At 66.4% G+C, this 25,626-nt stretch carries 22 protein-coding genes and 2 tRNA genes; 11 read left to right on the forward strand and 13 right to left on the reverse strand.

From position 1 onward, the window contains the following. Positions 1 to 85 (forward strand) — tRNA-Leu (locus BLQ28_RS16225). 384 nt (positions 86 to 469) lie between these two features. Here BLQ28_RS16225 and rimO read toward each other — a convergent pair. From rimO to BLQ28_RS16255, 6 genes are all read right to left on the reverse strand, one after another. Beyond that, positions 470 to 1,876 (reverse strand): 30S ribosomal protein S12 methylthiotransferase RimO, encoded by a 1,407-nt coding sequence (gene rimO, locus BLQ28_RS16230; RefSeq protein ID WP_093241196.1) that lies wholly within the window; start codon positions 1,874 to 1,876, stop codon positions 470 to 472. A 99-nt stretch (positions 1,877 to 1,975) separates the two neighbouring features. Further along, a complete protein-coding gene (gene phaR, locus BLQ28_RS16235) occupies positions 1,976 to 2,536 on the reverse strand; it encodes a polyhydroxyalkanoate synthesis repressor PhaR (RefSeq protein ID WP_093241199.1) in 561 nt (186 codons plus the stop codon). A gap of 75 nt (positions 2,537 to 2,611) precedes the next feature. Next, on the reverse strand, positions 2,612 to 2,980 hold the full coding sequence (locus BLQ28_RS16240; RefSeq protein WP_093241203.1) for a hypothetical protein: 369 nt from the start codon (positions 2,978 to 2,980) through the stop codon (positions 2,612 to 2,614). A 170-nt stretch (positions 2,981 to 3,150) separates the two neighbouring features. Then, a tRNA-Val gene (locus BLQ28_RS16245) sits at positions 3,151 to 3,227 on the reverse strand. Between the two features lie 48 nt (positions 3,228 to 3,275). Beyond that, complete coding sequence (locus tag BLQ28_RS16250; RefSeq protein ID WP_371126674.1) at positions 3,276 to 5,480, reverse strand: RelA/SpoT family protein; 2,205 nt, start codon at positions 5,478 to 5,480, stop codon at positions 3,276 to 3,278. 44 nt (positions 5,481 to 5,524) lie between these two features. Next, positions 5,525 to 6,520, reverse strand: a complete 996-nt coding sequence (locus BLQ28_RS16255; RefSeq protein WP_093241209.1) for an alpha/beta fold hydrolase — start codon at positions 6,518 to 6,520, stop codon at positions 5,525 to 5,527. Between the two features lie 26 nt (positions 6,521 to 6,546). On the opposite strand from BLQ28_RS16255, the gene BLQ28_RS16260 reads away from it, so the two are divergent. Beyond that, the gene (locus tag BLQ28_RS16260; protein ID WP_093241758.1) at positions 6,547 to 7,317 is read left to right on the forward strand and encodes a 3-hydroxybutyrate dehydrogenase; all 771 of its coding nucleotides are present in this window, start codon (positions 6,547 to 6,549) and stop codon (positions 7,315 to 7,317) included. Between the two features lie 146 nt (positions 7,318 to 7,463). Here BLQ28_RS16260 and BLQ28_RS16265 read toward each other — a convergent pair whose 3' ends face one another. Both BLQ28_RS16265 and BLQ28_RS16270 read right to left on the reverse strand, forming a co-directional pair. Then, entirely contained in the window at positions 7,464 to 8,171 is a 708-nt protein-coding gene (locus BLQ28_RS16265) for an SIMPL domain-containing protein (RefSeq protein ID WP_093241212.1), read from the reverse strand. A gap of 50 nt (positions 8,172 to 8,221) precedes the next feature. Continuing rightward, entirely contained in the window at positions 8,222 to 8,557 is a 336-nt protein-coding gene (locus BLQ28_RS16270) for a hypothetical protein (RefSeq protein WP_256327323.1), read from the reverse strand. 193 nt (positions 8,558 to 8,750) lie between these two features. Between BLQ28_RS16270 and ompR the strand changes: the two genes are divergently transcribed. Together ompR and BLQ28_RS16280 are read left to right on the forward strand one after the other, a co-directional pair. After that, entirely contained in the window at positions 8,751 to 9,482 is a 732-nt protein-coding gene (ompR, locus tag BLQ28_RS16275; RefSeq protein ID WP_007837017.1) for an osmolarity response regulator transcription factor OmpR, read from the forward strand. Positions 9,483 to 9,556: 74 nt separating this feature from the next. After that, positions 9,557 to 10,981, forward strand: coding sequence for a sensor histidine kinase (locus tag BLQ28_RS16280; protein WP_093241760.1), 1,425 nt, complete (start codon positions 9,557 to 9,559; stop codon positions 10,979 to 10,981). Between the two features lie 46 nt (positions 10,982 to 11,027). Here BLQ28_RS16280 and ispF read toward each other — a convergent pair whose 3' ends face one another. Both ispF and ispD read right to left on the reverse strand, forming a co-directional pair. Next, on the reverse strand, positions 11,028 to 11,516 hold the full coding sequence (gene ispF / locus BLQ28_RS16285; RefSeq protein WP_093241218.1) for a 2-C-methyl-D-erythritol 2,4-cyclodiphosphate synthase: 489 nt from the start codon (positions 11,514 to 11,516) through the stop codon (positions 11,028 to 11,030). Next, positions 11,513 to 12,235 (reverse strand): 2-C-methyl-D-erythritol 4-phosphate cytidylyltransferase, encoded by a 723-nt coding sequence (gene ispD / locus BLQ28_RS16290; protein WP_093241221.1) that lies wholly within the window; start codon positions 12,233 to 12,235, stop codon positions 11,513 to 11,515. Before ispD ends, ispF begins: the two co-directional genes overlap by 4 nt. A gap of 116 nt (positions 12,236 to 12,351) precedes the next feature. Between ispD and mfd the strand changes: the two genes are divergently transcribed. From mfd to BLQ28_RS16305, 3 genes are read left to right on the forward strand one after another with little or no spacing between them, the layout of a single operon-like run. Further along, positions 12,352 to 15,846: a transcription-repair coupling factor gene (mfd, locus tag BLQ28_RS16295; RefSeq protein ID WP_093241224.1), complete on the forward strand. Its 3,495-nt coding sequence runs from the start codon at positions 12,352 to 12,354 to the stop codon at positions 15,844 to 15,846. Positions 15,847 to 15,851: 5 nt separating this feature from the next. Further along, a complete protein-coding gene (gene serB / locus BLQ28_RS16300; RefSeq protein WP_093241763.1) occupies positions 15,852 to 16,565 on the forward strand; it encodes a phosphoserine phosphatase SerB in 714 nt (237 codons plus the stop codon). Continuing rightward, positions 16,562 to 17,644, forward strand: a complete 1,083-nt coding sequence (locus BLQ28_RS16305; protein ID WP_093241227.1) for an Ldh family oxidoreductase — start codon at positions 16,562 to 16,564, stop codon at positions 17,642 to 17,644. Before serB ends, BLQ28_RS16305 begins: the two co-directional genes overlap by 4 nt. A gap of 4 nt (positions 17,645 to 17,648) precedes the next feature. Here the strand turns inward: BLQ28_RS16305 and BLQ28_RS16310 are convergent, their stop codons facing one another. Next, complete coding sequence (locus BLQ28_RS16310; RefSeq protein ID WP_093241230.1) at positions 17,649 to 17,975, reverse strand: DUF6172 family protein; 327 nt, start codon at positions 17,973 to 17,975, stop codon at positions 17,649 to 17,651. Positions 17,976 to 18,036: 61 nt separating this feature from the next. Here BLQ28_RS16310 and BLQ28_RS16315 point away from each other — a divergent pair, with 61 nt between their 5' ends. Next, positions 18,037 to 18,264, forward strand: a complete 228-nt coding sequence (locus tag BLQ28_RS16315) for a hypothetical protein (RefSeq protein ID WP_093241232.1) — start codon at positions 18,037 to 18,039, stop codon at positions 18,262 to 18,264. A gap of 15 nt (positions 18,265 to 18,279) precedes the next feature. Here BLQ28_RS16315 and BLQ28_RS16320 read toward each other — a convergent pair whose 3' ends face one another. Further along, positions 18,280 to 19,467, reverse strand: coding sequence for an aminotransferase-like domain-containing protein (locus BLQ28_RS16320; protein WP_093241235.1), 1,188 nt, complete (start codon positions 19,465 to 19,467; stop codon positions 18,280 to 18,282). A 141-nt stretch (positions 19,468 to 19,608) separates the two neighbouring features. Between BLQ28_RS16320 and nth the strand changes: the two genes are divergently transcribed. Both nth and BLQ28_RS16330 read left to right on the forward strand, forming a co-directional pair. Continuing rightward, positions 19,609 to 20,256 carry an endonuclease III gene (gene nth / locus BLQ28_RS16325; protein ID WP_093241237.1) on the forward strand — a complete coding sequence of 216 codons (648 nt, stop codon included), beginning with the start codon at positions 19,609 to 19,611 and terminating at the stop codon, positions 20,254 to 20,256. Positions 20,257 to 20,271: 15 nt separating this feature from the next. Next, positions 20,272 to 21,114, forward strand: coding sequence for an Ivy family c-type lysozyme inhibitor (locus tag BLQ28_RS16330; RefSeq protein ID WP_093241240.1), 843 nt, complete (start codon positions 20,272 to 20,274; stop codon positions 21,112 to 21,114). A 28-nt stretch (positions 21,115 to 21,142) separates the two neighbouring features. Here the strand turns inward: BLQ28_RS16330 and BLQ28_RS33450 are convergent, their stop codons facing one another. Next, positions 21,143 to 22,705 (reverse strand): methyl-accepting chemotaxis protein, encoded by a 1,563-nt coding sequence (locus BLQ28_RS33450; protein WP_093241243.1) that lies wholly within the window; start codon positions 22,703 to 22,705, stop codon positions 21,143 to 21,145. Between the two features lie 142 nt (positions 22,706 to 22,847). Here BLQ28_RS33450 and BLQ28_RS16340 point away from each other — a divergent pair, with 142 nt between their 5' ends. Further along, positions 22,848 to 25,616 (forward strand): LuxR C-terminal-related transcriptional regulator, encoded by a 2,769-nt coding sequence (locus BLQ28_RS16340; protein WP_093241246.1) that lies wholly within the window; start codon positions 22,848 to 22,850, stop codon positions 25,614 to 25,616. The last annotated feature ends 10 nt before the right edge of the window (positions 25,617 to 25,626 follow it).

The raw sequence follows: 25,626 nt of genomic DNA on the forward strand, positions 1-25,626 counted from the left end.
GCCCAGATGGCGGAATTGGTAGACGCACTAGTTTCAGGTACTAGCGAGTAACATCGTGGAGGTTCGAGTCCTCTTCTGGGCACCAAGTTTAAACAGACCTTTACCAGGTCATTCGATTCAAGCCACCGGTCTCCGGTGGCTTTTTTCATGGCCGCTTGAATCCGCATCAAACGGCCGACGCGGTCGAGCCGCAACCCTCGCCGCCGCACATGCGCGAACGAGCGAATCCACCGAATTTCAGCGAATCGACAAAGCGACCACGCAAAAATGTGTATAATCGTGGACTTTGCTGAAGAGCAAAAATAGCCCAGATGGCGGAATTGGTAGACGCACTAGTTTCAGGTACTAGCGAGTAACATCGTGGAGGTTCGAGTCAATCACAACGGATTCAAACAGACCCTTACCAGGTCATTCGATTCAAGCCACCGGTCTCCGGTGGCTTTTTTCTTGTCCGCTTGAATCAGAAACATCAAACGGGCAATGCGATCAGGTCATGGCCTTCGGCGCCCACGATGCGTGCACGAGTGAACTCGCCGACCTTCAGCGTCTTGCTGATCTTCTCGGGCGGCAACAGGCGAACCGTGCCGTCGATCTCCGGTGCATCTGCATATGTGCGCCCCACTCCACCCTTGCGGCCCATGCCCGGCGCTGAATCAACCAGCACCTGCATCGTCGAGCCGATGCGCTTTTGCAGCTTGGCGATCGACACGGCTTCGGCCACCTCCATGAAGCGGGCACGGCGCGCCTCGCGCTCGGCCTCAGGCAGCATGCCGGGAATGTCGTTGGCGGTTGCACCTTCGACCGGGCTGTAGGCAAAGCAGCCCGCGCGATCGATCTGCGCTTCGCGGATGAAGTCGAGCAAATGCTCGAACTCCTGCTCCGTCTCGCCAGGGAAGCCGGCAATGAAGGTGCTGCGAATCACAAGCTCAGGGCACACCTCGCGCCAACGCGCCAGCCGCTCCAGGTTCTTTTCACCACTGGCCGGGCGCTTCATGCGCTTGAGCACATCAGGATGGCTGTGCTGCAACGGTACGTCGAGGTACGGCAGCACCTGACCGCTCGCCATCAACGGAATGATCTCGTCGACGCTCGGATACGGGTACACATAGTGCAAACGAACCCAGGCACCATAGGGCTCGGCGATCTCACCGAGCGTGCGCACCAGTTCGAGCATGCGGGTCTTGACCGGCTTGCCATCCCAGAACCCGGTGCGGTACTTCACATCGACGCCATACGCCGAGGTGTCCTGGCTGATCACCAGCAGCTCTTTCACACCGCCTTCGAACAGCGCCTTGGCCTCGCCAAGCACGTCGCCGACCGGCCGCGACACGAGGTCGCCGCGCATCGAAGGAATGATGCAGAAGGTGCAGCGATGGTTGCAGCCTTCGCTGATCTTCAGGTACGCATAGTGGCGCGGTGTCAGCTTGAGGCCGGCGATGCCGAAAGTGTTCGGCACCAGATCGATGAATGGATCGTGCGGCTTGGGCAGGTTGGCGTGCACCGCATCCATCACCTCTTGCGTGGCGTGCGGGCCCGTGACGGCCAGCACACTGGGGTGCATCTGGCGCACCAGATTGCCACCCTGGTCGCCGGTCTTGGCGCCCAGGCAGCCGGTGACGATCACTCGGCCGTTCTCGGCCAGTGCTTCGCCGATGGTGTCCAGACTTTCTTTCACCGCGTCATCGATGAAGCCGCAGGTGTTGACGATCACCAGATCGGCACCTTCGAAAGTCTTTGCGGTCTGATAACCCTCGGCGCTCAGCTGGGTCAGGATCAATTCGGAATCGGTCAGGGCCTTGGGGCAGCCCAGGCTCACAAAGCCGACCTTGGGGGCAGTCGACTGGGTCGTACGTTCGGGGGAGGCAACTTCGCTCATATGCCTCTATTGTCCCAGCTATCGGTGACAGCCGGGCAATGATTGAGCATCCCCCTCCCCCGGCTGCGGCGCGGCCACCCTCGCACAACTGGGCGACATTCAGGGACGCTTGATGCCAAAGGCTCCCAGCACCTGCTCGGTATTTTTCTGCATCTGCTCCTGCATCTGCAAAAAGACATTCTTCGATTGCTCGACATAGTTGCCCATCAGGCCCTGGAGCATCGGCGACTGCATGGTCATAAATTTCGACCACATCTCGGGCGTCAGGCCCTCGGCCTTGTCGGCGAGCTGGGCCTGCACCTCGGTCATCGCCTGAATGTTCTTCTCGAGGTACGGCCCCATGTAGCCCTGCATGGCCTGCCCATAGAAACGGATGATGTGCGCCAGCACCTGTTCGGTGAACATCGGCGCGCCGCCCGCCTCTTCTTCAAGAATGATCTGCAGCAGGATGCTGCGCGTGAGGTCATCGCCCGTCTTGGCGTCGCGCACCACGAACTGGGCGCTTTGAATCACCAGTTGCTTGACCTCGGTCAGCGTGATGTACGTGGATGTCTCGGTGTCGTAGAGCCTTCGGTTGGGGTACTTCTTGATCACACGCTGTACCGGCTTGACCCCGGACTTCTTGCTCTGCACTGCGGACTCCTTCACATGGACGCCCATGTCATCGGATGATTCTAGAGAGCGCTTTTGCTGCATCGCGACAAGGTTTACCCTGACCGCGGCCTGCACTTTCGCTCAGTCCGGCGAGGTCGCGTACTCGGCGCCGCAGGCGTGGCAAGCAGCCGACTCGGGGCGCTCCTCGACCGCCTCTCGAAAACGCAGAGGGTTTTTCTGCCCGTAGACCACCCAGCAGCGCGGGCAGTGCTCCTGCCCCAGCGTCGGAAGATAGGCGCGAGCGCGCTGCTCGGCGCGCTCTTCGGTCAACGGCATGCCCTGCCGCTGGGCGCGCGCCACTTCGCGCGCAGCCATGGTGTCGGTACGGCCACTCGCATGGTCGTTGATGCCGTAGACCGCACGCGCAAACTCGATCGGGGCCTGCTTCAGCAGTGCCGCCAGGCGCTTGTCGGCATGAGCCCGATCAACCAGCGTCGATCGCGTATTCATCGAATCGCTTATCAAGAAAATTGGAGAGGATTTGCAGAACGACCAAGGTAGCACAACAACATGGCCAAGGTCTTTTTCTGCATCACCACAAGGGACGATTTGAACACCGGGGAACCCGGTGCATGCTCTGTTCAACGGGTCCGGTGGTTGGCCGGGGTTGAAACAGAAATTGGTAGGCGCGATTGGACTCGAACCAACGACCCCCACCATGTCAAGGTGGTGCTCTAACCAGCTGAGCTACGCGCCTAAGGATGTGTCCGAGAAGCAGCTATTGTAGCAGGAGAAAACGCAGTTTTCAGCGACGACGTGCAGATCGCACACCAATCACTGCAGTGACCACGCCAAGCACCTGCGTGAGCCGCGCTGCATCGGCGATTTCCACAGTGAACGTCATCCACGCCGTGCCCTTGATCGATTGCGTTTGCACGCCGATCACATTCATCTTCTCGCGCGCGAACACATCGGAGATGTCGCGCAGCAGGCCTTGGCGATCTGCAGCCTCCACAGCCACATCCACCGCGTAGACCGGCGCCTCGGCGCCCTTCTTTGCTGCGCCCCATTCGACATCGATCACGCGCTCGCCATCGCGGCCAGCCATCGTGCGGAAGTTGCTGCAGTCGGCGCGATGAACGCTGACGCCATGCCCACGGGTGACGAAGCCACGAATGGCATCGGGCGGCGCGGGCTTGCAGCACTTGGCAAGTTGCGTCATCAATGAAGACACGCCCACCACCAGCACGCCGCCCGTGCCCGACTTCTCGCTGCCGCGCGCCTTCTTGATCAGCACGCCATCGTCGGGGCCAGGCGCTGGCTCCGGCGGACGCAGCAGCGTCTCGATGTTGCGCAGCGAAAACTCGTCCTTGCCGACGACTTCAAACAGATGGTCTGCCGACTTGAACCCAAGCTGCGAAGCCAGGTCTTCGAGCCGCATCGCCGTCTTGCCTTCGCGCTGCAGCAGCTTCTCGACCGCCTCGCGTCCGCGCGCCACGGTCTCGTGCGTGATCTGCGCGTTGAACCACGCACGCACCTTCGCGCGCGCACGGTGGCTGGCCAAGTAGCCCAGTTCCGCATTGAGCCAATCGCGCGAAGGCCCGCCTTCCTTGGCCGCGATGATCTCGACCGTCTGCCCATTCGACAGCGGCGTATTGAGCGGCACCATCGCGCCGTCGACACGCGCGCCACGGCAACGATGGCCCAGCGTGGTGTGCACCGTGTAGGCAAAGTCGACTGGCGTCGCGCCCTGCGGCAATTCGACGATCGCGGCATCGGGCGTCAGCACATAGATGCGGTCGTCGAACAGGCCCTGCCCCTGCAGGCCGCCCGACAGATCGCGCTCCCATGCCAGCAGTTGGCGCAGCACCGCGATCTTCGCGTCGTACTCGCCGCTCGCCCAGACGCCCGCATAGCCCTTGTGGCCAGCTTCCTTGTAAGCCCAGTGCGCGGCCACGCCGTGCTCGGCGTGGTCGTGCATCTCTTCAGTGCGGATCTGGATCTCGATGGGCTTGCCCGGCTTGCCATCGACCAGCTCCCGCACCACCGTATGGAGCGACTGGTAGCCGTTCGGCTTCGGCCGGGCGATGTAGTCGTCGAACTCCTCGTCGATCGGCTGGAAGTGCGAATGCACCCAGGCCAGCGCCGCATAGCAATCCTTGACGTCGGACACCACCACGCGCAGCGCGAGGATGTCGAACACCTGCGCGAAGTCGAGCGACTTGCCGCGCATCTTCTTGACGATGCTGTAGATATTCTTGGGGCGCCCCTGCACGACGGCATGCACACCCTCGGCCTGCAGCTCGCGTTCCAGTTGCGAACGCAGTTGCTCGACGTGGCCTTCGCGCTCGATGCGCTTCTCGTCGAGCAGCCGCGCGATCAGCTTGTAGGTTTCGGGTTCGAGAAAGCGGAAGGAAAGATCCTCGATCTCCCACTTCACCTGCCAGATGCCCAGCCGGTTCGCGAGCGGCGCGAACACCTGCAGCGACTCGCGCGCCACACTCTCGGGCGCGGGCTGCTTGCTCGCGGCGGCATGGCGCAGGGTCTGCAGGCGCGAGGCCAGCCGGAGCATCACCACCCGCAGGTCGCGCGAGAACGCGAGCAGCATCTTGCGCACGTTCTCGGTCTGCGCGCCCGCGCCTTCCAGGTGATTGCCCTGCGACGCCGCACGCGCCTGCTCCTGCACGCGAACCAGCTTGGTGGTTTCGACGGCGAGCGCCGCGAAGTTGTCGCCGAAGACCTTGGCGATGACTTCCTGCGGACGGTTCAGGTGCTGGCAGGCATAGACCAGATAGCTCGCCGCCTGCATGGCTTCCGAGCCTCCCATCTTCGCGACGATGGCGGCCACCGCATCCGCATGTGCGAGCGTGTTCTCGCCCGTATCGAGCTTCTCATCGGCAATCAGCGGCTCGGCGAACGCACGGGCGCGCGCGAGCATGTTCTCGATCACGGGCGTGCGGTCGGCCGTTGCGGCGGACAACGGATAGTCGACCATGATCCCCTCGGACATGGGTGCCGTCTGAAGATTCGAAGACTCGCGCTTCACGCTTCCACTCAATCGAAGAGAAAGTCGGTGACGACAGCGATCTGCGCAGGATCGACAAGGGTCGGCGCGTGGCCTACGCCGTCGAATTCGACCAGCTTTGCATGCGGGCCGCGTTGGGTCATGGCCAACGCCGTCTCGCGCGACAGCAGGTCCGAGACAGCGCCGCGCAGCAGCAGCGTGCGTGCGTCGATGGCGTCATACAGACCCCACATGATCGCGCCGCCTTGCGCCGCGGCTTCAGGCGTGATGGCGCGCAACGCAACGCCAATGGCAGGGTCGTAATGAAGCACCCACGATTCGGAAGCTTTGTCGTCACCCGCATCGATCTTGGCCGCGCCATCCGCCGTGCGCTGCGATGCAGGCACCACCATGTGTTGCGACAGTGCCAGCCATTGAGCGGGCGTGTGCGGGCCGAACGTGGTCGACAATGCCCACATCGCATCTGCAGCCGCCTGCACGCTGGCAAAGCGACCGCTTTGCCCCACGTAGGCACCGATGCGTTGCACGGCTGCGGGTTCGATCGTGGGGCCCACGTCGTTCGCGATGAAGCGCCGGATCGGCCGCGCCAATGGCAATTCCTTGTGGCCCGCCAGCACGAAGCCGATCAGGCCGCCCATGCTGGTACCGAGGTAGTCGAGGGTATCGATCGCCTGTTCGCGCTGCAGCTGTGCAATCAACGCCACCATGTCGGCCGCATACACCGGGACTTGATAGAAGGCCGGGTCGCGCAGCCAATCGCTGCGGCCACGCCCCACCACATCAGGGCAGATCACGCGCACGTTGCCACCCGCGCGCGCCACGATGGCCTGGGCCAGCATGTCGAAGTCGCGCCCCTGGCGGGTCAACCCGTGCACGCAGATCACGACGCGCGCGCTGCGTGCATCGCCCCATTGCCAATAGGCCATGCGATGGCCGCCCTGGGCGTCGTCGCACGCCACGTAATGAAGCGTCGGTTCAGTCATGAAAACAGTGGGGTCCTGGTGCGGATAATGGGTTCGTCGCATCCTAATTCATCCGGAGATTGATCTTCATGCTCAAAGGCAAAACCGCGCTTGTCACGGGGTCCACCAGTGGCATTGGCCTGGCCATCGCCAAGTCGCTCGCCCAGCAAGGCGCGCATATCGTGCTCAACGGTTTCGGCGATGCCGAAACACCCAAGGCCCAGATCGAAGCGCTCGGTGTTCGCGCCGAGTACCACGGCGCCGACATGAGCAAGCCCGACCAGATCGAAGACATGATGAAGTTCGCCGCGTCGAAGTTCGGCCGCGTGGACATCCTCGTGAACAACGCCGGCATCCAGCATGTCGCCAAGGTCGAGGACTTTCCCACCGAACGCTGGGACGCCATCATCGCCATCAACCTCACGAGCGCATTCCATACGACGCGGCTGGCGATTCCAGCGATGCGCGAAGCCAACTGGGGCCGCGTCATCAACATCGCGTCGGCGCACGGTCTCGTGGCATCGGCACAGAAGTCGGCCTACGTGGCGGCCAAGCACGGCATCGTCGGCCTGACCAAGTCGGTGGCGCTCGAAACCGCAACCACCGGCGTCACCGTCAACGCCATCTGCCCTGGCTGGGTGTTGACGCAGCTGGTGCAAAAGCAGATCGATGACCGCGCGGCACGCGAAGGCATCACCGCGGCGCAGGCCCAGAACGAACTGCTGGGAGAAAAGCAGCCTTCGCTGCAGTTCACGACCGTCGAGCAGTTGGGCGGCCTTGCCGTCTTCCTGTGCTCGCCGGCGGCCGATCAGGTGCGGGGCGTCGCCTGGGCCATGGACGGCGGGTGGACCGCCCAATAGAAAAGAAGAAAAGAGACTGCCCGATTTCACGCCAAGGCGCGGCGTGAAATCCACCACCTTCCATCCCCTGAGGCGGCGAGGTGGCACAAGCCACCGTGAGAGCAGCCCGGCAGCGCCCGCATCCGCCGGCGCCGCCTGCTCGCCATTTACTTGAGCTGCACCGAGCCCGACACGCTCACGACCACATTGGTCTTGCCGGCTTCGACTGGCACAGCCGAATCGGCCGAGAACGACTTGGCCTGCATCGCCATCATGCGCGGGTGGATCGGGCCGCTGTCGTTGGCATTCACCGACACCTCGCGCAGCGTGTAGCCACCGAAGCCGAAGCCCTTGGCCAGCTCGGCCGCCTTCTGCTTGAAGTTCTCGATGGCGATGTTCTGCGCCTCGGTCTCGGTCTTGGCACGCTGCTCGCGGCTCAGACCAAAGCCCACATTGCCCACGCCGAGCGTCGTGATGCGGCCCGCGGTCTGCGTGATGCGCGGGAAGTCGCGGCCCTCCAGCACCAGTTCGGTCGAACCCTGCCAGCCGTTGATCTTTCCGTCCTTCGAGTAGCGCGGCGACAGGCTGAAGTTGCCAGTGCGCACGTCGAGCTGGCCCGGCTGCGCGTTCTTCTTGGCTTCGGTGAGCGCGGCGTCGAGCGCGGCCTTCAACTGCGTCTGCACAGTGGCTGCATCGGCGGCATCGCGCGTGGTCACGAGCGTCATGCTCAGCATGTCCTGCTGCACCTCGACCGTGCCGGAGGCCGTGAGCTGCAGCACGTTCTGCGGCGCGGGCGTGGTCACGTTCTGGGCCAGGGCGGTACCGGCCACGGCCAGGGCGGCACAGGCGGCGAGCAATTTGATGGTGTTCTTCAAGACGATGTACTCCCTTTGTTGGAATGAAAGACAAACCCCGCGCCAGCGCCTCATGGGCGTTGGCCGCGCGGTGCGATCAGCGGGCGGGCCGCGGTCGGTGGTGTCGGCGCGATCCGCTCGGCAGGCTGTGATTCTGCCGAGTTCAACAAGGTTCCCGTTGCGGGCGGCGTCCACTGCCCCCGCACCTGCTGGCGCAGCTCGAACAGCTCGGCGGCCGTGAGCCGGCGGCCCGCAATGGCCTCTTCGCGGCGAATCTCCTCGCGTTGCGCCGCACGGTGGGCGGCCACCGCATCGCGCACTTCGCTGCGGCGCACCTCGCCGATCCTTAAGAAATCACCGGAAGCCGCCAGCGTCGGACCGCAGGCGAAAACAAGGATGAACGGCAAGGCGGAGAAAGGTAGTCTCATTGAGCAAAGTCACTGGGGAGCGACGACTTTGCCACTGCTGGAAGAACATCGGATGACCAGACCGCGAGCGTCCGCAAGTTTTGTAACTTAGTGTCAAACCATAAGTAAATCTGGCTCAACGAAGCCTTAACGCCTTCAGAATCGGCCCTGTTACAAATTCAACGTTGTAGAAATGACTCAAGTTCCCGCTCGCACCGACAAGATCGTGATCGTCGACGACGACGCCCGTATCCGCGACCTCCTGCGCCGCTACCTGACGCAGGAAGGTTTTGAAGTGATCGTGGCCGAAGACGGCAAGGCGCTCAACCGCATCCTGTTGCGCGACACGGTCGACCTGATCGTGCTCGACCTGATGATGCCCGGCGAAGACGGCCTCTCGGTCTGCCGCCGCCTGCGTGCCGCCAACGACCGCACGCCGATCATCATGCTCACCGCCAAGGGCGAAGACGTGGACCGCATCGTCGGTCTCGAAGTCGGCGCCGACGACTACCTGGGCAAACCGTTCAACCCGCGCGAACTGCTGGCCCGCGTGCACGCCGTGCTGCGCCGCCGTCCGCCGCTCGAAGCGCCGGGCGCCCCCTCCACCGAGAACGAGACCGTCACCTTCGGCCCGTTCGCCTTCGACCTCGGCTCGCGCACCCTGAAGAAGGATGGCGAAGAGCTCTCGCTGACCACCGGCGAGTTCGCGATGCTGAAGGCGCTGGTGCGCCATCCGCGTCAACCGCTCTCGCGCGAAAAGCTCGCCCAGCTGGCGCGCGGCCGCGAGTTCGAGCCCTTCGACCGCAGCCTGGACGTGCAGATCTCGCGCCTGCGCAAGCTGGTCGAGTCCGACGCCGCGGCGCCACGCTACATCCAGACCGTCTGGGGTGTGGGCTACGTGTTCGTGCCGGACGGCACGGCCTGACGCCCCGCTGAAAGGTGGCCATCGGCCAATCCGCCAGACCCGGCCATGCGCAGGAAGACGGTGCGCAGGTCACGATGCCCAGCCCTCTCGAGGGCAGTGGCACGCGCGACCGCCGCCCCGGCCTCAAGCTGGGCTTCAGCCTTTTCTGGCGCACTTTCTTTCTGCTCGCACTGCTGCTGATCGGTTGCACGGTCGCGTGGCTGCAGACCTTCCGCTCGCTCGAATACGAGCCACGCGCCATCCAGACCGCGCACCAGATCGCCTCGCTCGTGAACCTCACGCGCGCGGCGCTGGTGTATTCGGACGCCATCACCCGGGTGTCGCTCATCAAGACGCTGGCCGACCAGGAAGGCGTGCGCATCCTGCCGCGCGAGCCCAATGACCGTTTCCAGCCCTACACCAGCGGCGCGCTCGACCTGCGCGTGACCGAAGAGCTGATCGACCAGCTCGGCGAAGGCACCACGGTCGCCAGCCGCGTGAACGACGAAGCGGGCCTGTGGATCGGCTTCACCATCGAGAGCGACACCTACTGGCTGCTGCTCGACCCCACGCGCTTCAGCCGCGTGGGCGGACGCACGTGGCTGGTGTGGCTCAGCACGGCCATGGCGCTGTCGCTGGCCGGTGCGGCGCTGATCACGCGGCTCATCAACCTGCCGCTCAAGCAGTTGTCGCGCGCGACGATGCAGGTGCGCGAAGGCGAGTACGAGGCGCACCGGCTCGACGAGCGCGCCCGCACCAACGAGATCCGCGCGGTCAACATCGGCTTCAACCGCATGGCGGACCAGCTCGCCAAGATCGAGCAAGACCGCGCCATCATGCTGGCCGGCATCTCGCACGACCTGCGCACGCCACTGGCGCGGCTGCGGCTCGAAACCGAGATGAGCGTGGCCGACGAAGACGCGCGCGACCACATGGCCGCCGACATCGCGCAGCTCGACGCGATCATCGACAAGTTCCTCGACTACGCCCGCCCCGACCATGTCGATCCGCGCCCTGTGCTGCTGCGCGACGTGGTCGATGCCTGCACCTACGCGGTGCAGGACTACGAAGAGATGAACATCACCGTCGACGTGCCCGCCGACCTGCGGGTGCTGGGCGACGAGGTCGAGCTCACGCGCGTGATCTCCAACCTGGTCGAGAACGCGCGGCGCTACGGCAAGACGCCGTCCACCGGCGTGGCCGACGTCACAATCCAGGCGCAAGCCAACAACGATGCGGTGCTGATCAAGGTGCGCGACCACGGCGCGGGCGTCGAGCCCGCCCTGCTCTCACAGCTGACCAAGCCCTTCTTCCGCGGCGACGCGGCGCGCACTTCGGCGGCAGGGGCCGGCCTGGGCCTGTCGATCGTGGCGAAGAACATCGAGCGCATGGGCGGCACCTTCGCGCTGACCAGCACGCCGGGGCGCGGCCTTGCCGCGCACATCCGGATGCCGCGCGCCATGCCCGAAGGCAAACCGGCGCCCAAACCGGGCGAGCTGCCACCGGGCAAGAAGATCTGAAGAAGCTCCTGCTGCCGCCCTGCCACCAGGGCCGCAGGGGCTGGCTTCAGCGGTGCAGCAAGACGGCCGCGCGTGCTTCCATCGCGCGGCCCTCGCCCACCGGGCCGAGCTTCTCGGCCGTCTTGGCCTTCACGTTCACCTGATCGACCGCAAGGCCCAGCGTGCCGGCGATGCGCTGGCACATGGCCGGAATGTGCGGCGCCAGCTTGGGCGCCTGTGCAATCACGGTGCTGTCGACGTTGCCGATCTCCCAGCCCGCCGCCCGCACGCGGCGCGCCGCCTCGGCCAGCAGCACCGCCGAATCGGCACCGCGAAACTGCGGATCGGTGTCGGGAAAATGCCGGCCGATGTCGCCCAGCCCGGCACCGCCGAGCAACGCATCGGTGATCGCATGCAGCAGCACGTCGGCGTCCGAATGCCCGAGCAGGCCCGTGACGTGCGGCACTTCGACGCCGCCCAGGATCAGCTTGCGCCCTTCGACGAGCTGGTGAACGTCCCAGCCTTCGCCGACGCGGATGTTGAACGGAGTCGTCATGCCATGGCTTTCTTGCGGCCGAGCAGAACCGCCTCGGCCAGTACGAAGTCTTCGGGAAACGTGACCTTGAAGTTCTGCGCGCTGCCCGGCACCAGCAGCGGCGACAGTCCGATGGCCTCGATCGCGCTGGCCTCGTCGGTCACGGTGTCGCCCACGCGCTCCAGCGCATCGAGCAGCATGCCCAGGCGGAACATCTGCGGCGTCTGCGCCAGCCACTTGTCGGCGCGCGGCAGGGTCTGGGCCACGCGGCTTTCGGTGGTCGATGCCTTCAGCGTGTCGGCCAGCCGGTGGGCCAGCAGCCCGCCCACGGCGTCATGTTCGCAGGCGGCGATCAGCGCCTCGATCTGGCTCGAGGTGACGAGGCAGCGTGCCGCGTCGTGCACCAGCACCCAGTCGTGCGCGCCGGCGCCCTTCTGCCGCAGCGCCAGCAGGCCATTGCGCACCGTGGCGGCGCGGGTCAGGCCGCCCACGCGCAGCAGGTGCTCGCCCTGGGCCGGAAAGCGTGGCAGCACGGCGTCGACATCGCGGTCGTCCGGCGACACCACCAGCGCCAGCCCCGCAAAACGGCCCGCCAGTGCACGAAAGGCCTCCAGCGTGTGGGCCACCATCGGCTGGCCGGCCAGGCGCCGGTATTGCTTGGGCTGCGTGGACTGGGCATGTCCCGCGCGGTGGCCGGAGCCGGCGCAGGGAATCAGCACGAAAAGTCGGGAAGAAGACATGAGCTCCTGTACGGGCCGATGGCCGACAAGCGGATAAAGGGCCGCCATTCTAGAATTGCCCTTCGCACACCCCTCGCCAGCCGGCGCGGGGTGTTGTGCATTTTTCGAACCGCTCCATGGACCTCCCCCATCTCACGGCAGGCAAGCGTTTCACGCTGCCGCGTCCCCCGTTGTCGGCCGATGCCCTCTTGCTCGCGCAGCTGGGCATGCGCGAGAAAACCGCGGGCCGCGCCACCGCGATGTTCACGGCCGACGCCAACGACGCGCAGCGGCTCATCGACGAGATCGCCTTCTTTGCGCCCGAGCTGCGCTGCGCCCTCTTCCCCGACTGGGAGACGCTGCCCTACGACAGCTTCTCGCCGCACCAGGACCTGATCAGCGAACGGCTCGCCACGCTCTGGCGCATCAGCCAGAAAGAAGCCGATGTTGTGCTGGTGCCCGCCACCACCGCGCTCTACCGGCTCGCGCCGCCAGCGTTCCTGGCGGGCTACACCTTCCACTTCAAGGCCAAGCAGAAGCTGGAAGAGTCCAAGCTCAAGGCCCAACTCACGCTGGCCGGCTACAGCCACGTGACGCAGGTGGTGAGCCCCGGCGAATACGCGGTGCGCGGCGGGCTGATCGACCTGTTCCCCATGGGTTCGCCGGTGCCCTTCCGCGTCGACCTGTTCGACGACGAGATCGACACCATCCGCACCTTCGACCCCGACACCCAGCGCAGCCTGTACCCGGTGCCCGAAGTGCGCCTGCTGCCCGGCCGCGAATTCCCGATGGACGACGACGCCCGCGGGCGCTTTCGCAGCCGGTGGCGTGAACTGCTCGAGGGCGATCCGACCAAGAGCCGCATCTACAAGGACATGGGCAACGGCGTGGCCACCGCCGGCATCGAGTACTACCTGCCGCTGTTCTTCGACGAGACGGCTACGGTGTTCGACTACCTGGGCCCCGACGCCACCGTGGTGCTGCATGGCGACCTCGAACCGGCGTTCCAGCATTTCTGGCAAGACACGAACGAGCGCTACCGGCTGGTACAGGGCGACCCCGAGCGCCCGGCGCTGCCGCCCGAAGCGCTGTTCCTGAACGCCGAGCAGTTCTACCAGCGCGCCAAGCCGCACGCCCAGCTCGCGATTCGCGGCCAGGCAGGCGGCGGCGACGCCATCGAAACACCCTACGCCGAGTTCGACAAGCTCCCGCCGTTCGCCGTGGTGCGCGGTGCCGAAGATCCACTGGTCGGCCTGAAGGCACACATCGCCAGCACGCCGCATCGCGTGCTGCTGATCGCCGAAAGCGACGGCCGCCGCGAGAGCCTGCTCGACTTCTTGCGCGCCAGCGGCGTGAGCCCGCCGGCCTTCGATTCGCTGGCCGAGTTCGAGGCCTCGCCCGACGAAAAGATCGGCATCGCCACCGCCGCGCTGGCCTCGGGCTTTGCGTGGCGCGAACAAGGCATCGACCTCGTCACCGAGACCGAGCTGTTCGCCACCGCGCCGACCACCCGCCGTCGCAACAAGAAGCAGGAACAGGTCAGCGACGTCGAGGCGCTCATCAAGGACCTGTCGGAGCTGAACGTCGGCGACCCGGTGGTCCACACCGCGCACGGCATCGGCCGCTACCGGGGCCTGATCCACATGGACCTGGGCCAGGGCAACGGCCCCGACGGCAAGCCGCTGCTGCAGGAAATGCTGCACCTGGAGTACGCCGACAAGGCCACGCTGTACGTGCCCGTGTCGCAACTGCACCAGATCAGCCGCTACACCGGCGTCAGCGCCGACGAGGCCCCGCTGCACAAGCTGGGCTCCGGCCAATGGGAAAAGGCCAAGCGCAAGGCCGCCGAACAGGTGCGCGACTCCGCCGCCGAGTTGCTCAACATCTACGCCCGCCGCGCCGCGCGCGAAGGCCACGCCTTCCGCTACTCGCCAGCCGACTACGAAGTGTTCGCCAACGACTTCGGCTTCCAGGAAACGGCCGACCAGAAGGCCGCGATCCACGCCGTGGTGCAGGACATGATCTCGCCGCAGCCGATGGACCGCCTTGTGTGTGGCGACGTGGGCTTCGGCAAGACCGAAGTGGCGCTGCGCGCGGCCTTCATCGCCGTCACCGGCGGCAAGCAGGTCGCCTTTCTTGCGCCGACCACGCTGCTGGCCGAACAGCATTACCAGACGCTGGTCGACCGCTTCGCCAAGTGGCCGGTGAAGGTGGCCGAAATGAGCCGCTTCCGCTCGGCCAAGGAGATCACCGCCGCCGCCAAGGGGCTGGCCGAAGGCCAGGTCGACATCGTGGTCGGCACGCACAAGCTGCTCTCGCAGTCGGTCAAGTTCAAGAACCTGGGCCTGCTCATCATCGACGAAGAGCATCGCTTCGGCGTGCGCCACAAAGAGGCGATGAAGGCGATGCGCGCCGAGGTCGACGTGCTCACGCTCACCGCCACGCCGATTCCGCGCACGCTGGGCATGGCGCTCGAAGGCCTGCGCGACCTGAGCGTGATCGCCACCGCACCGCAGCGACGTCTTGCCATCAAAACCTTCGTGCGCAACGAAGGCACGGGCGTGATCCGCGAAGCCGTGCTGCGCGAGCTGAAGCGCGGTGGGCAGGTCTACTTTCTGCACAACGAGGTCGAGACCATCGAGAACCGGCGCCAGAAGCTCGAAGAGATTCTTCCCGAGGCCCGCATCGCCGTGGCCCACGGCCAGATGCCCGAGCGCGAGCTGGAGCGCGTCATGCGCGACTTCGTGGCCCAGCGCTACAACCTGCTGCTGTGCTCGACCATCATCGAGACCGGCATCGACGTGCCGACCGCCAACACCATCGTGATGAGCCGCGCCGACAAGTTCGGCCTGGCGCAGTTGCACCAGTTGCGTGGCCGCGTCGGGCGCTCGCACCACCAAGCCTATGCGTACCTGATGGTGCCGGACACCGAAGGCCTGACCAAGCAGGCGGCCCAGCGGCTCGACGCCATCCAGCAGATGGAAGAGCTGGGCTCCGGCTTCTACCTCGCGATGCACGACCTGGAAATCCGCGGCACGGGCGAAGTGCTCGGCGAGAACCAGAGCGGCAACATGATGGAGATCGGCTTTCAGCTCTACAACGAGATGCTGAGCGAGGCCGTGCGAGCGCTCAAGGCCGGGCAGGAGCCCGATCTGCTGTCGCCGCTGTCGGTCACGACCGAGATCAACCTGCACGCCCCCGCCCTGCTGCCCGACGACTACTGCGGCGACGTGCACCTGCGGCTGTCGTTCTACAAGAAGCTGGCCACCGCGAAGACGCCCGACCAGATCGACACGCTGCTCGAAGAGATCGTCGACCGCTTCGGCAAGCTGCCGCCGCAGGCGCAGACGCTGATCGACACGCACCGGCTGCGCGTGCTGGCACGGCCGTATGGCGTGGTCAAGGTCGATGCGGCGCCGGGCATCATCAACATCACCTTCAAGAAAGATCCGCCGGTCGATTCGATGGCCATCATCCAGCTGATCCAGAAGAACAAGCACATCAAGCTCGCCGGCAACGAAAAGCTGCGCATCGAGCGCGAACTGAAAGAGCCGAAGGAGCGTGCGCAGATGGTGCGCGATGTGCTGCGCAGCCTCGGTCAACCCCTCGTCAAGGAACCTGCCCCCGCATGAGCCCCCTGAGCGCAACTCAAGAAATCTCCCCCGGCCTCGTCATCCAGCGCGTGAAGCCGCCGCTGGTGCTGGCCGACTTCAAGCTGATCGCGTTCGACATGGACTCGACGCTGATCAACATCGAATGCATCGACGAGATCGCCGATGCCGTCGGCAAGAAGGCCGAAGTGGCCGCGATCACCGAAGCCACGATGCGCGGCGAGATCAAGGACTTCAAGGAAAGCCTGCGCCGCCGCGTGGCGCTGCTCAAGGGCGTGCCCGTCGCGGCGCTGCAGCAGGTGTACGACGAGAGGCTGCAGCTCAACCCGGGCGCGACCGAGCTGGTCGCCGCCTGCAAGAAGGCCGGCCTCAAGGTGCTGCTGGTGTCGGGTGGCTTCACCTTCTTCGCGAACCGCGTGAAGGAGCGGCTGGGCATCGACTTCGCGCGCTCCAACCTGCTCGACGAAGCCGACGGCCACCTCACCGGACAGGTCGTCACGCAAAGCTGGGGCGACATCTGCGACGGCGCAGAAAAGCGCCGCACGCTGCTCGAGATCGCTTCACTGATGGGCATTTCGCCGCAGGAGACCATCGCAGTGGGCGATGGCGCCAACGACCTGCCGATGATGGGCGAAGCGGGCCTTTCGGTGGCCTATCACGCCAAGCCGAAGGTGCGCGAACAGGCCATGGTGGCCATCAACGAAGGCGGGCTCGATCGCCTGCTGGACATCGTCAAATGACCACACCCGCAGACACCACCGCCCCGCTGCTCTACCGCGCCGACGCGCTCCAGGACTACGCCAGCGCCCTGCTGCAGAAAGCCGGGCTCGCCGCAGCGATGGCCGATAGCGTCGCGCGCACGCTGGTCGAAGGCGACCTGCTGGGCCACGACACGCACGGTCTGGCGCTGCTGGCCGGCTATGTGAAGGAGATCGAATCGGGCGGCATGGCCCGCGACGGCGCCCCCGAGGTCCTGTCGGACCGCCCCGCCGCCGTGCTGTGGGACGGCAAGCGCCTGCCCGGCCCCTGGCTCATGGACCAGGGCATGGACCTGCTGATTCCGCGAGCGCGCGAACTCGGCACCGCCTCGCTGGTCATTCGCCGCAGCCACCACATCGCCTGCCTCGCGGTCTACATGCTGCGTGCGCTGCAGGAAGACATGCTGATGCTGCTGGCCTGCTCCGACCCGAACACGGCCAGCGTCGCGCCCTTCGGCGGCACGCAGGCGGTGTTCACGCCGAATCCGCTGGCGATGGGCTTTCCGCTCTCGACAGGCGGCGTGATGGTCGACATTTCGGCCTCGATCACGACCAACGGCATGAGCAACCGCAAGCGGGCAGCCGGCGAGACCTTTGCCGAAGAATGGCTCATCGACGCCACCGGCAAGCCGTCGAACAACCCGCAGGTCCTGTTCGACCAACCGCCCGGCACGCTGCTGCCGGTCGGCGGCCTGAGCCACGGGCACAAGGGCTACGGGATGGCGCTGCTGGTCGAAACACTGACCGGCGGCCTGGCCGGCTTCGGCCGCGCGGACCCGCCCGAAGGCTGGGGCGCCACCGTGCACATCACGCTGCACGACCTGCACGCATTCGGTGGAAAAGAAGCCTTCCTGCGCCAGATGGACCACGTGGCGGCCCAGTGCCGGAGCAACACGCCCATCGACCCTGCGAAGCCGGTCCGGCTGCCGGGTGAAGGCGGTTTGAAGCGTCGGGAGGGGCAATCGAAGAACGGGGTGCGGCTGCACCCGTCGATTGCGCGTTCGCTGCAGGAGGCGGAACAGCGCCACGGGCTGGCGCTGGCCCGCGCGCTGTGGGTCTGACGGGTCAGTCTTCTTCGGACGGCTCTTCTTGCGCCCCTTGCCCAGCCGGGCGGGGCGTGCGCTTGCCGGGCTTGGCCACGACCTCGACGTAGAACTGCTTGCCGGCTTCCTTGACCACACCGTCGATCAGGCCGGTGATGGCGGAAAGGTGCACGACCTGGGCGGATTCTTCGGCTGCGCCGAACTTGCAATCGAAGTCCCAGAAGTCGGCGCCTTCGGGCAGAACGCGCCGGCGTTCGCGCTTGATGTACTTGCGGATCTCGTGTTTGATGGCTTCGAGAAGCCGGTCGGGGTGCTTGCCCTCGACCTGGAGCTGAAAGGTTTTTCTCATAGGTGATCGTAACGCGCCGCGCTGTGTACAGTCGGCGGTTCAATTGAAAGCAGGTGAAGACATGGCGCGCGCAAACGACTGGGCAAGCAAGGTGATGGCATTGGTGAACGGCGGCAACGCGCCCGCGGCCATCGCGCAGATCAAGGTGGCGCCCTCGGTCAAGGACCTGAAGGCGCTGCAGACGATCATGACGCTCTCGAAAATGAAAGGCCGCTATCCGAACGTGGATGCGGCCATTGCGGACAACCTCGACCTGCTGGCGGCGCCCCGCCTGCACCGCTCGCCCTGAACCCGCCCTGAGGCTTTACAGCGCCTGACCGAGGCGCTTCACGCCTTCTTCGATCTTCGCGACGTCGGCCGTTGCAAAGCTCAGGCGCAGCGTCGCCACATCGGGGTTCTCGGCAAAGAACGGCGCGCCGGGCACGAAGGCCACCAGCTTTTCGATGGCGCGCTTGGCCAGTTCATTGGCATCGGCCAGCTTGCCGTTGGCGCCCGTCAGGCGCGCCCAGAAGAACAAACCGCCATTGGGCTGCGTGAAGCTCACGGCTTCGCCCAGCTCGCGCTTGAGCGCTGCGCCCATGGCCTGCGCACGCTGGCCGTACACCTCGCGCACATGCGCCAGCGTGGCGGGCATGCGGCCGCTCTTGAGGTACTGCGCGGCCGTGGCCTGCGAGAAGGTGCTCGTGTGGGCATCGCTGAACTGCTTGCACATGGTGGCCTTCGCGAGCAGTTCGGGCGGCGCGATCATCCAGCCGATGCGCAGGCCGGGGCTGAGCACCTTGCTCAGGCTGCCGCAGTGCGCCAGCAGTTCGCGGCTGCCGGGCACGTCCTTGCTGAGGGACATGATCGACGGCGGCGGGGCTTCGCCAAAGTAGAGGTCGCCGTACGGGTCGTCTTCCACGATCAGCGTCTGGTACTTCACGGCCAGCTCCAGCACCTTCTTGCGGCGCTCCAGGCTCAGCATGGCGCCGCTGGGGTTGCCGAAGGTCGGGATCAGGTAGACGAACTTGGGCTTGTGCTCGGCGATGAGCTTTTCGAGCTCGTCGGTCTTCACGCCGTTGGCGTCGATGGGCGCGCTGATGAGCTGCGCGCCATACAGGCGAAAGCACTGGATGGTGGCCAGGAAGGTCGGGCCTTCGACGATCACCTTGTCGCCGGGCGAGATCATGGTCTTGCCCAGCAGGTCGAGCGCCTGCTGGCTGCCGGTGGTGACGATCAGGCCGCTCGGGTCCACGTCGACGCCCTTGGTCTTCATGAAAGAACTGAGCTGCGTGCGCAGCGGCTCGTAGCCTTCGGTGGCGCCGTATTGCAGGGCCGCGCCGGGCTCTTCGGCCAGCGCCTTCTGGCTCGCCTCCTTGAGACCCTCGACGTCGAACATGGCGCTGTCCGGGAAACCGCCCGCGAAACTGATGATGCCGGGCTTGCCCAACAGCTTGAAGAGTTCGCGGATGGCGGAGGTTTCGACGTTGTCGAGGCGGGAGGCGAATTGCATGGTCAGTCTCACTTTCTGGGCGTCATTGTCGCGAAAGCCGCAGGCAATAAAGCTGCGTAAGGCTATCGGCTTTCAACGATATATTGCGCTACGACAGCCTTCCTGCGCGCGGCAGGCGGGTGCCGCGCCCTACCGAGCCCCATGAAAAAAGACAACATCGCCCCCTTCTTCGCCGTCCTGCAGGCGGCCAACCCCACGCCCGAGACCGAACTCGAATACAGCACGCCCTTCGAGCTGCTGGCCGCCGTGCTGCTCTCGGCCCAGGCCACCGACGTGGGCGTCAACAAGGCCACCCGCAAGCTGTTTCCGGTGGCCAACACGCCGCAGGCAATCTACGACCTGGGCGTGGAAGGGCTCGAGGAATACATCAAGACCATCGGGCTGTACCGCAGCAAGGCCAAGCACCTGATCGAGACCTCCCGCATCCTGGTCGAGCAGCACGGCGGCGAAGTACCGAGGACGCGCGCCGAACTCGAGGCGCTGCCTGGTGTCGGCCGAAAGACCGCCAACGTGGTGCTCAACGTGGCCTTCGGCGAGGCGACCATCGCGGTCGACACGCACATCTTTCGCATGGGCAACCGCACCGGGCTGGCGCCGGGCAAGACGCCGCTGGAGGTGGAACTCAAGCTCGAGAAGCGCGTCCCACCCGAGTACCGGCTGCACGCGCACCACTGGCTGATCCTGCATGGGCGCTACATCTGCGTGGCACGCAAGCCGCGCTGCTGGGAATGCGCGGTCGCCGCCTTCTGCGACTACAAACCCAAGACTCCTGCGCCGAAAACGGCCTGACACGACAACGAACGAATGACGATCCCGAAGATTCACCGCGCCCTTCTTGCCTCAGCCCTGCTTGCCACCGTGGCCGCCCTTCCCGCCGCCGCCTGGTCGCAGGGTGCCGGCCTGCCGCCCGATGCCATGGCGCTCTACGGCGGCCGCTGGTCGACCGCCTGCGCCGATGCGGGCGCGCCCACGCTGCAGGTGCGCCAGGACATGCTGATTGCAGAAAGCGGCAAGCGCCGCGTGGTCGGCAACGCGCCGCTGACGGCACACAGCTTCTTCGGCAACAGCAAGCCACCGGAAAACTTCGACCTGGCGCTGATGGGCAAGGTCGGCAAGGCCGGCGCGATGAACTTCCTGGTCTTCCGCGAGGCACGCGGGCAGTCCATCACGCTCGACGCCGACAAGCCGGTTGCCGGCCAACTGGGCCCCGAGCTGATGAAGCAGCGCTACTGGCATTGCGATGGCGCCGCCCGCGCCGCAACGCCCCCCGTCGAGCCGCCGGCCGCCAAGCTGCCGCCACCGCCCACGGGCAGCCCCGCCGCGCTGGCGCAAGGCCCGGCCATGCAGAAAGCCTGGCGCGCAGCGCTGGGCACACGCGAAAACGACCGCTGGCTGGTGCGCCGCGAAGGCCCGGCGCCCGAGCCGCAATGGGTCACGGTCGATGGCACGCGCTACCTGCTGCATGCCTTCTGCAAGCCGCACGACTGCTTCGACAACAACGCGATCGCGCTGTACGACCAGGGCTCGGGCCACATCTACGGCCTGGTGCAGCGCAACGGCAAGAACCAGTTGGTGGGCACGCCGCCCGCCGCGCTCGCCCCCCAGCTCGACAAGCTCTGGCGCGAGCAGTGGCGCTCGAAGAACTGAGCGGCCGCCTCTTCAGGCCCGGCGCCGTTCAGGCCAGCTTGAACATGCGTACCGCATGCACCAGCCCCGCCGCCTGATCGTTCATCGACTGCGCGGCGGCTGAGGCCTGCTCCACCAGCGCCGCGTTCTGCTGCGTGGTGCGGTCCATCTGCTTGATGGCGTCGTTGACCTGCTCGATGCCGGCCGACTGCTCCTGGCTGGCCGCGGTGATCTCGGCCATGATGTCCGTCACCCGGCGCACGCTGCCCATGATCTCTTCCATGGTCTTTCCGGCCTCGTTGACCAGCGTGCTGCCCGCATCGACCTCGACCACCGAGTCGCCGATCAGCGTCTTGATCTCCTTGGCGGCCGCCGCCGAGCGCTGCGCCAGGTTGCGCACCTCCGACGCGACCACCGCGAAGCCCCGTCCCTGCTCGCCCGCGCGTGCTGCCTCCACCGCCGCGTTCAGCGCGAGGATGTTGGTCTGGAACGAAATGCCGTCGATCACGCCGATGATCTCCACCACCTTGCGCGACGACGCGTTGATGGACGCCATCTTCTCCACCACCTGGTCGACCACCGCGCCGCCGCGCGAGGCCACCTGCGAGGCCGAGTCGGCCAGCTGGTTGGCCAGCCGCGCGTTGTCGGCGTTCTGCTTGACGGTGGAGGTCAGCTCCTGCATCGACGCCGCCGTCTCCTCCAGCGAGCTGGCCTGCGCCTCGGTGCGCGACGACAGGTCGCGGTTGCCCGAGGCGATCTGGCTCGATGCGCTGGCAATCGAATCGGTGCCCTCGCGCACCTGCCCTACCACCTTGGCCAGTTCGTCGTTCATGGCACGCAGCGCCCGCATCAGCATGCCCGACTCCGAGGTGTCGGCCACTTCGATGCGCGCCGTCAGGTCGCCCGACGCCACCTGCTGCGCCACCGTCACCGCCTGCCCGAGCGGGCGGGTGATCGAGCGCGTCATGCGAAACGCCAGCAGCAGTCCACCGAGCAGCGACGCACAACAGATCGACAGGATGATCCACTTGGCACGCTGATAGGCAGCCTGGGCCGACGCCGAGCTTTCATCGGCGCTTTTCCTCAGCAGCTCCTGGAAGGCCGACACGTGCGCCAGCACCTGGTTCAGCAGCGGCATGCATTCCTGCGTCAGCACCTTCACGGCTGCCTCGGTCTGGTGCGACGTGGCCAGCGCCACGACGTTCTTGGCGATGGGCAGGTACTGCGCCTCGAGCGTGCGCAGCTTCTCCAGCATCTTGCGCTCCTCGGCGCTCGCGGAGGCCGGGTCGGCCATGACCGTCGCAAGGCTCTGCAGCCCGCTGTCGATCTCGCGCTGCGAGGTCCCGACGAGTTCGATGTCGCCCTTCTGCGCGGCCGCGCCTTCCACCAGCGCCAGGTTGCGCGCCGCAATGGCGCGCTTGCCGATGGCCGACTGCACGTTGTTCAGCTGGTCCAGCTTGCGCGCGCCCACCTCGGTCGCAAAGGCGATGCGGTCCGACAGGTTCGCCATCTCGTGCAGGCCGATGCCGGTAATGACGAGCTGAAGCAACAGCAACAGCGCAAACCCCAGTCCCAGACGGGCGCCGATTTTGAGATTCGAGAGATCGAACATGCGGTGAACTCCAAAGTGTGGCGGGATCTTTTTCGGTCATCGGCAGCGTTGCTGCGCGCCACCCCACCCGAGAAGGGTGGGATGGGCAAACCCTCGAACATGGGATGCCCGCGGCGCGCGCGATGAATGAGAATTCGGGCAGATGCAACCTGCCTCCTCCCACGGAACACCGGCGCTGCGCACCCGAAGCCGCCGCCTGCTGGCGCGCCAGGGTTTGCTCGACAAGCTCGCCGGCCCGGGCGATCGCCGTTGCGTGGTGCTGCAGGCACCCGCCGGTTTCGGCAAGAGCGCCCTCCTGCTCAGCTGGCAGCGCGAACTGGTCTCGGCGGACACCGACATCGCCTGGGTGCGGCTCGCGAACCTGGCCGGGGGCGACCTGCATTTCATGGCGGCGCTCATGGCCGCGCTGGGCGACATCGACGCGGCCATCACCCGTCACGCCGTGGCGCACGCCCGGCCGGACGCCGACGCGATCGAGCGGCTGGTCATCGCGCTGGTGCGGGGCATTGCCGCGCGCGGCCGCAAGCTCGTGCTGATCGTGGACGACGTGCACTGCGCGCAAAGCGGCAACGTGCTGCACGCGCTGCAACTGCTCGTGGAGTACGCGCCGCCCAACCTGCTGTGCGTGTTCGCCAGCCAGGACGAGCTGCCCATGACCCTGGCGCACGCCCCCGCCTCGAAGGCGGTGCTGGAGCTGCGCAACGACGACCTGCGCTTCAGCCTGCCGGAGTCGATCGCCTACCTCGGCATGCGCCTGCCCGACCTCGACGCGCGCGCCGCCGCCGCGATCCACCGGTTGACCGAAGGCTGGCCGGCGCTGCTGCGGCTGGCGAGCGTCGATGTGCGCCGCCGGCGCGGCGTGCACTCGCCGCTGGCCCTTGGCGTGCCCGACCCCGAGCCGTTCGCCGCGTACTTTCATGCGCACGTGTTCCCGCGCCTGTCGGCAACGCAACTGCGCCTGCTCACCTGCTGCGCCGCGCCCACCCGCTTCAGCGCGGCGCTGTGCGCCGACCTTGCGGGCGAGAGCTTCACCCCCGCGATGTGCGCGTCGCTGCTCGAACCGCTGACGCGCGAAGGCCTTTTGTCCGAAGCACCGCAGGCGCCGGCCACGGGCGGCGAGCGCTGGTGGCACCTGCACCCGCTGCTGTGCAGCGTGCTGCTGTCGCACTTCGCGGCATGGCCCGAGGCCGAGCGCCTGAAGCTGCACGCCACGGCCTGCCAGTCGTTCGCGGTTCGCGGCATGCATCACCAGGCCGTGCGGCACGCGCTGGCCGCCGGCAACTGCGAAACGGCCGCGCGGCTGGCCGAGCACGGCGCGGTGACGCTGTTCGTCAAGGGCCGGCTCGCCGAGATGATCGCGCTGGTGCGCCAGCTCGACGCCTGCACGATCGGCGACAACGTTCATCTCGGTCTCTGGATGGCCTGGGTCGAACTGGCCGACTACCGGCTCGACGACTGCGCCCGCAGCATCGAACGGCTGCGCGCGACGCCCGGGCGCCTCGATCCGGCCATGCGCTACCGGCTGACGCTGCTGGGTTGCCTGCTGGCCATCCGCAGCGACGACAACGACGCGGTCTCGCGACTGCTGCCCGAACTGCTGGCACCGCCGGCCGCGGCCGACGACTTCGCCCTGGCCGGGCGGCGCAACGTGCTGACCTGGCTGTACCTGCACACCGGCGATTTCGAGCAGGCGCGGCGCATCCAGCGCGACGATCCGCTGCCCCTGGTCGACGGCGAACCGGTCATCGGCACGCTTTTCGGTTCGCTGGTGGGCCAGTGCCTGGTCGGGCTCTCGTTCGCCATCGAAGGCCAGATCCACCGCGCGGAACGCGTCTACCGCCAGGTGCTGCGCGAGGCGCAGGAGCGCGGTGCGCACTGCGCCGAAGCGGCGCGGCTGACGGCGCAACTGCTCGTCGAGGTGCTGTACGAACAGCACGGCCCGCTGGTGGCCACGCGCTTCATCCAGGAGCAGTTGGGCACGCCCGACGGCCTGATCCCCGACACCACGCTGCGGATGATCCTGGTGTCGAACCGGGCGCAACAAGCCGCCGGCAGGTGGCCCGAAGCCCTGGCCCATCTTGCCGACCTGACACAGGCCGACGGCCTGCTGCAACGCTTTCACATGGACCGCGCACTGGCCTGCGTGCTGCTGGAACAGTTGCGCATCCAGCTGAAAAGCAGCGACGCCGACGCGGCGCGCGCAACGCTGCGAAAGATGGAGGCGCTGCAGGCCCGCCGCCCCGACGCCGAAGCCAGCAGCATCCTGCGGCGGGTGGCCGACGTCGGGGAACGCGCGCGCATTCACCTTGCGATGCACGACGGCGAACTGCCGCTCGCGCTCGCCAAGATCGAGACCTTGCTGAGGCGCTACGAGCAGCGCGGCCAGGTCGGCATCGTGGCGGCGCTGCTGCTGCAGGCGGCCGAGGTCGAGCGCAGGCTCGGCCACACCGAAGCCTCGAAGACGCGCGTGTGCGCAGCCCTGCGCCTGGGCCACCGACTGGGACTGATGCAGACCTTGCTGAACGCGCATGACGACGCGCTGCCGCTGATCCGCACGGCGGCCGCGATTCCCAAGCTCGACCCGGTGCTGGCCTTCTTCATCGAGCGCATCGAAGCGCTGGCGCAATCGCAGCACGACGAACAGACCGAGCCACCGCCCACCCAACGCTTTCGCGACGACCGCCGGCTGACCCGCCTGCTCACGCTGCGCGAAGCCGAGATTGCCGAGCTGCTGCAGCAATCGCTGCCGAACAAGAAGATCGCGCTGACGCTCGGGCTGTCGCTCGACACGGTCAAGTGGCACCTGAAGAACATCTACATGAAGCTGGATGCGCACGGGCGCAGAGCGGTCGCCGCGCGCATGCGGCACGAACTCGAACTGGAGCACGACGAGAGCGGCAGCGGCAAGTAGCCGCGGCCGG

The organism is Variovorax sp. EL159 (assembly GCF_900100965.1).
Taxonomy (GTDB): Bacteria; Pseudomonadota; Gammaproteobacteria; order Burkholderiales; family Burkholderiaceae_C; genus Variovorax.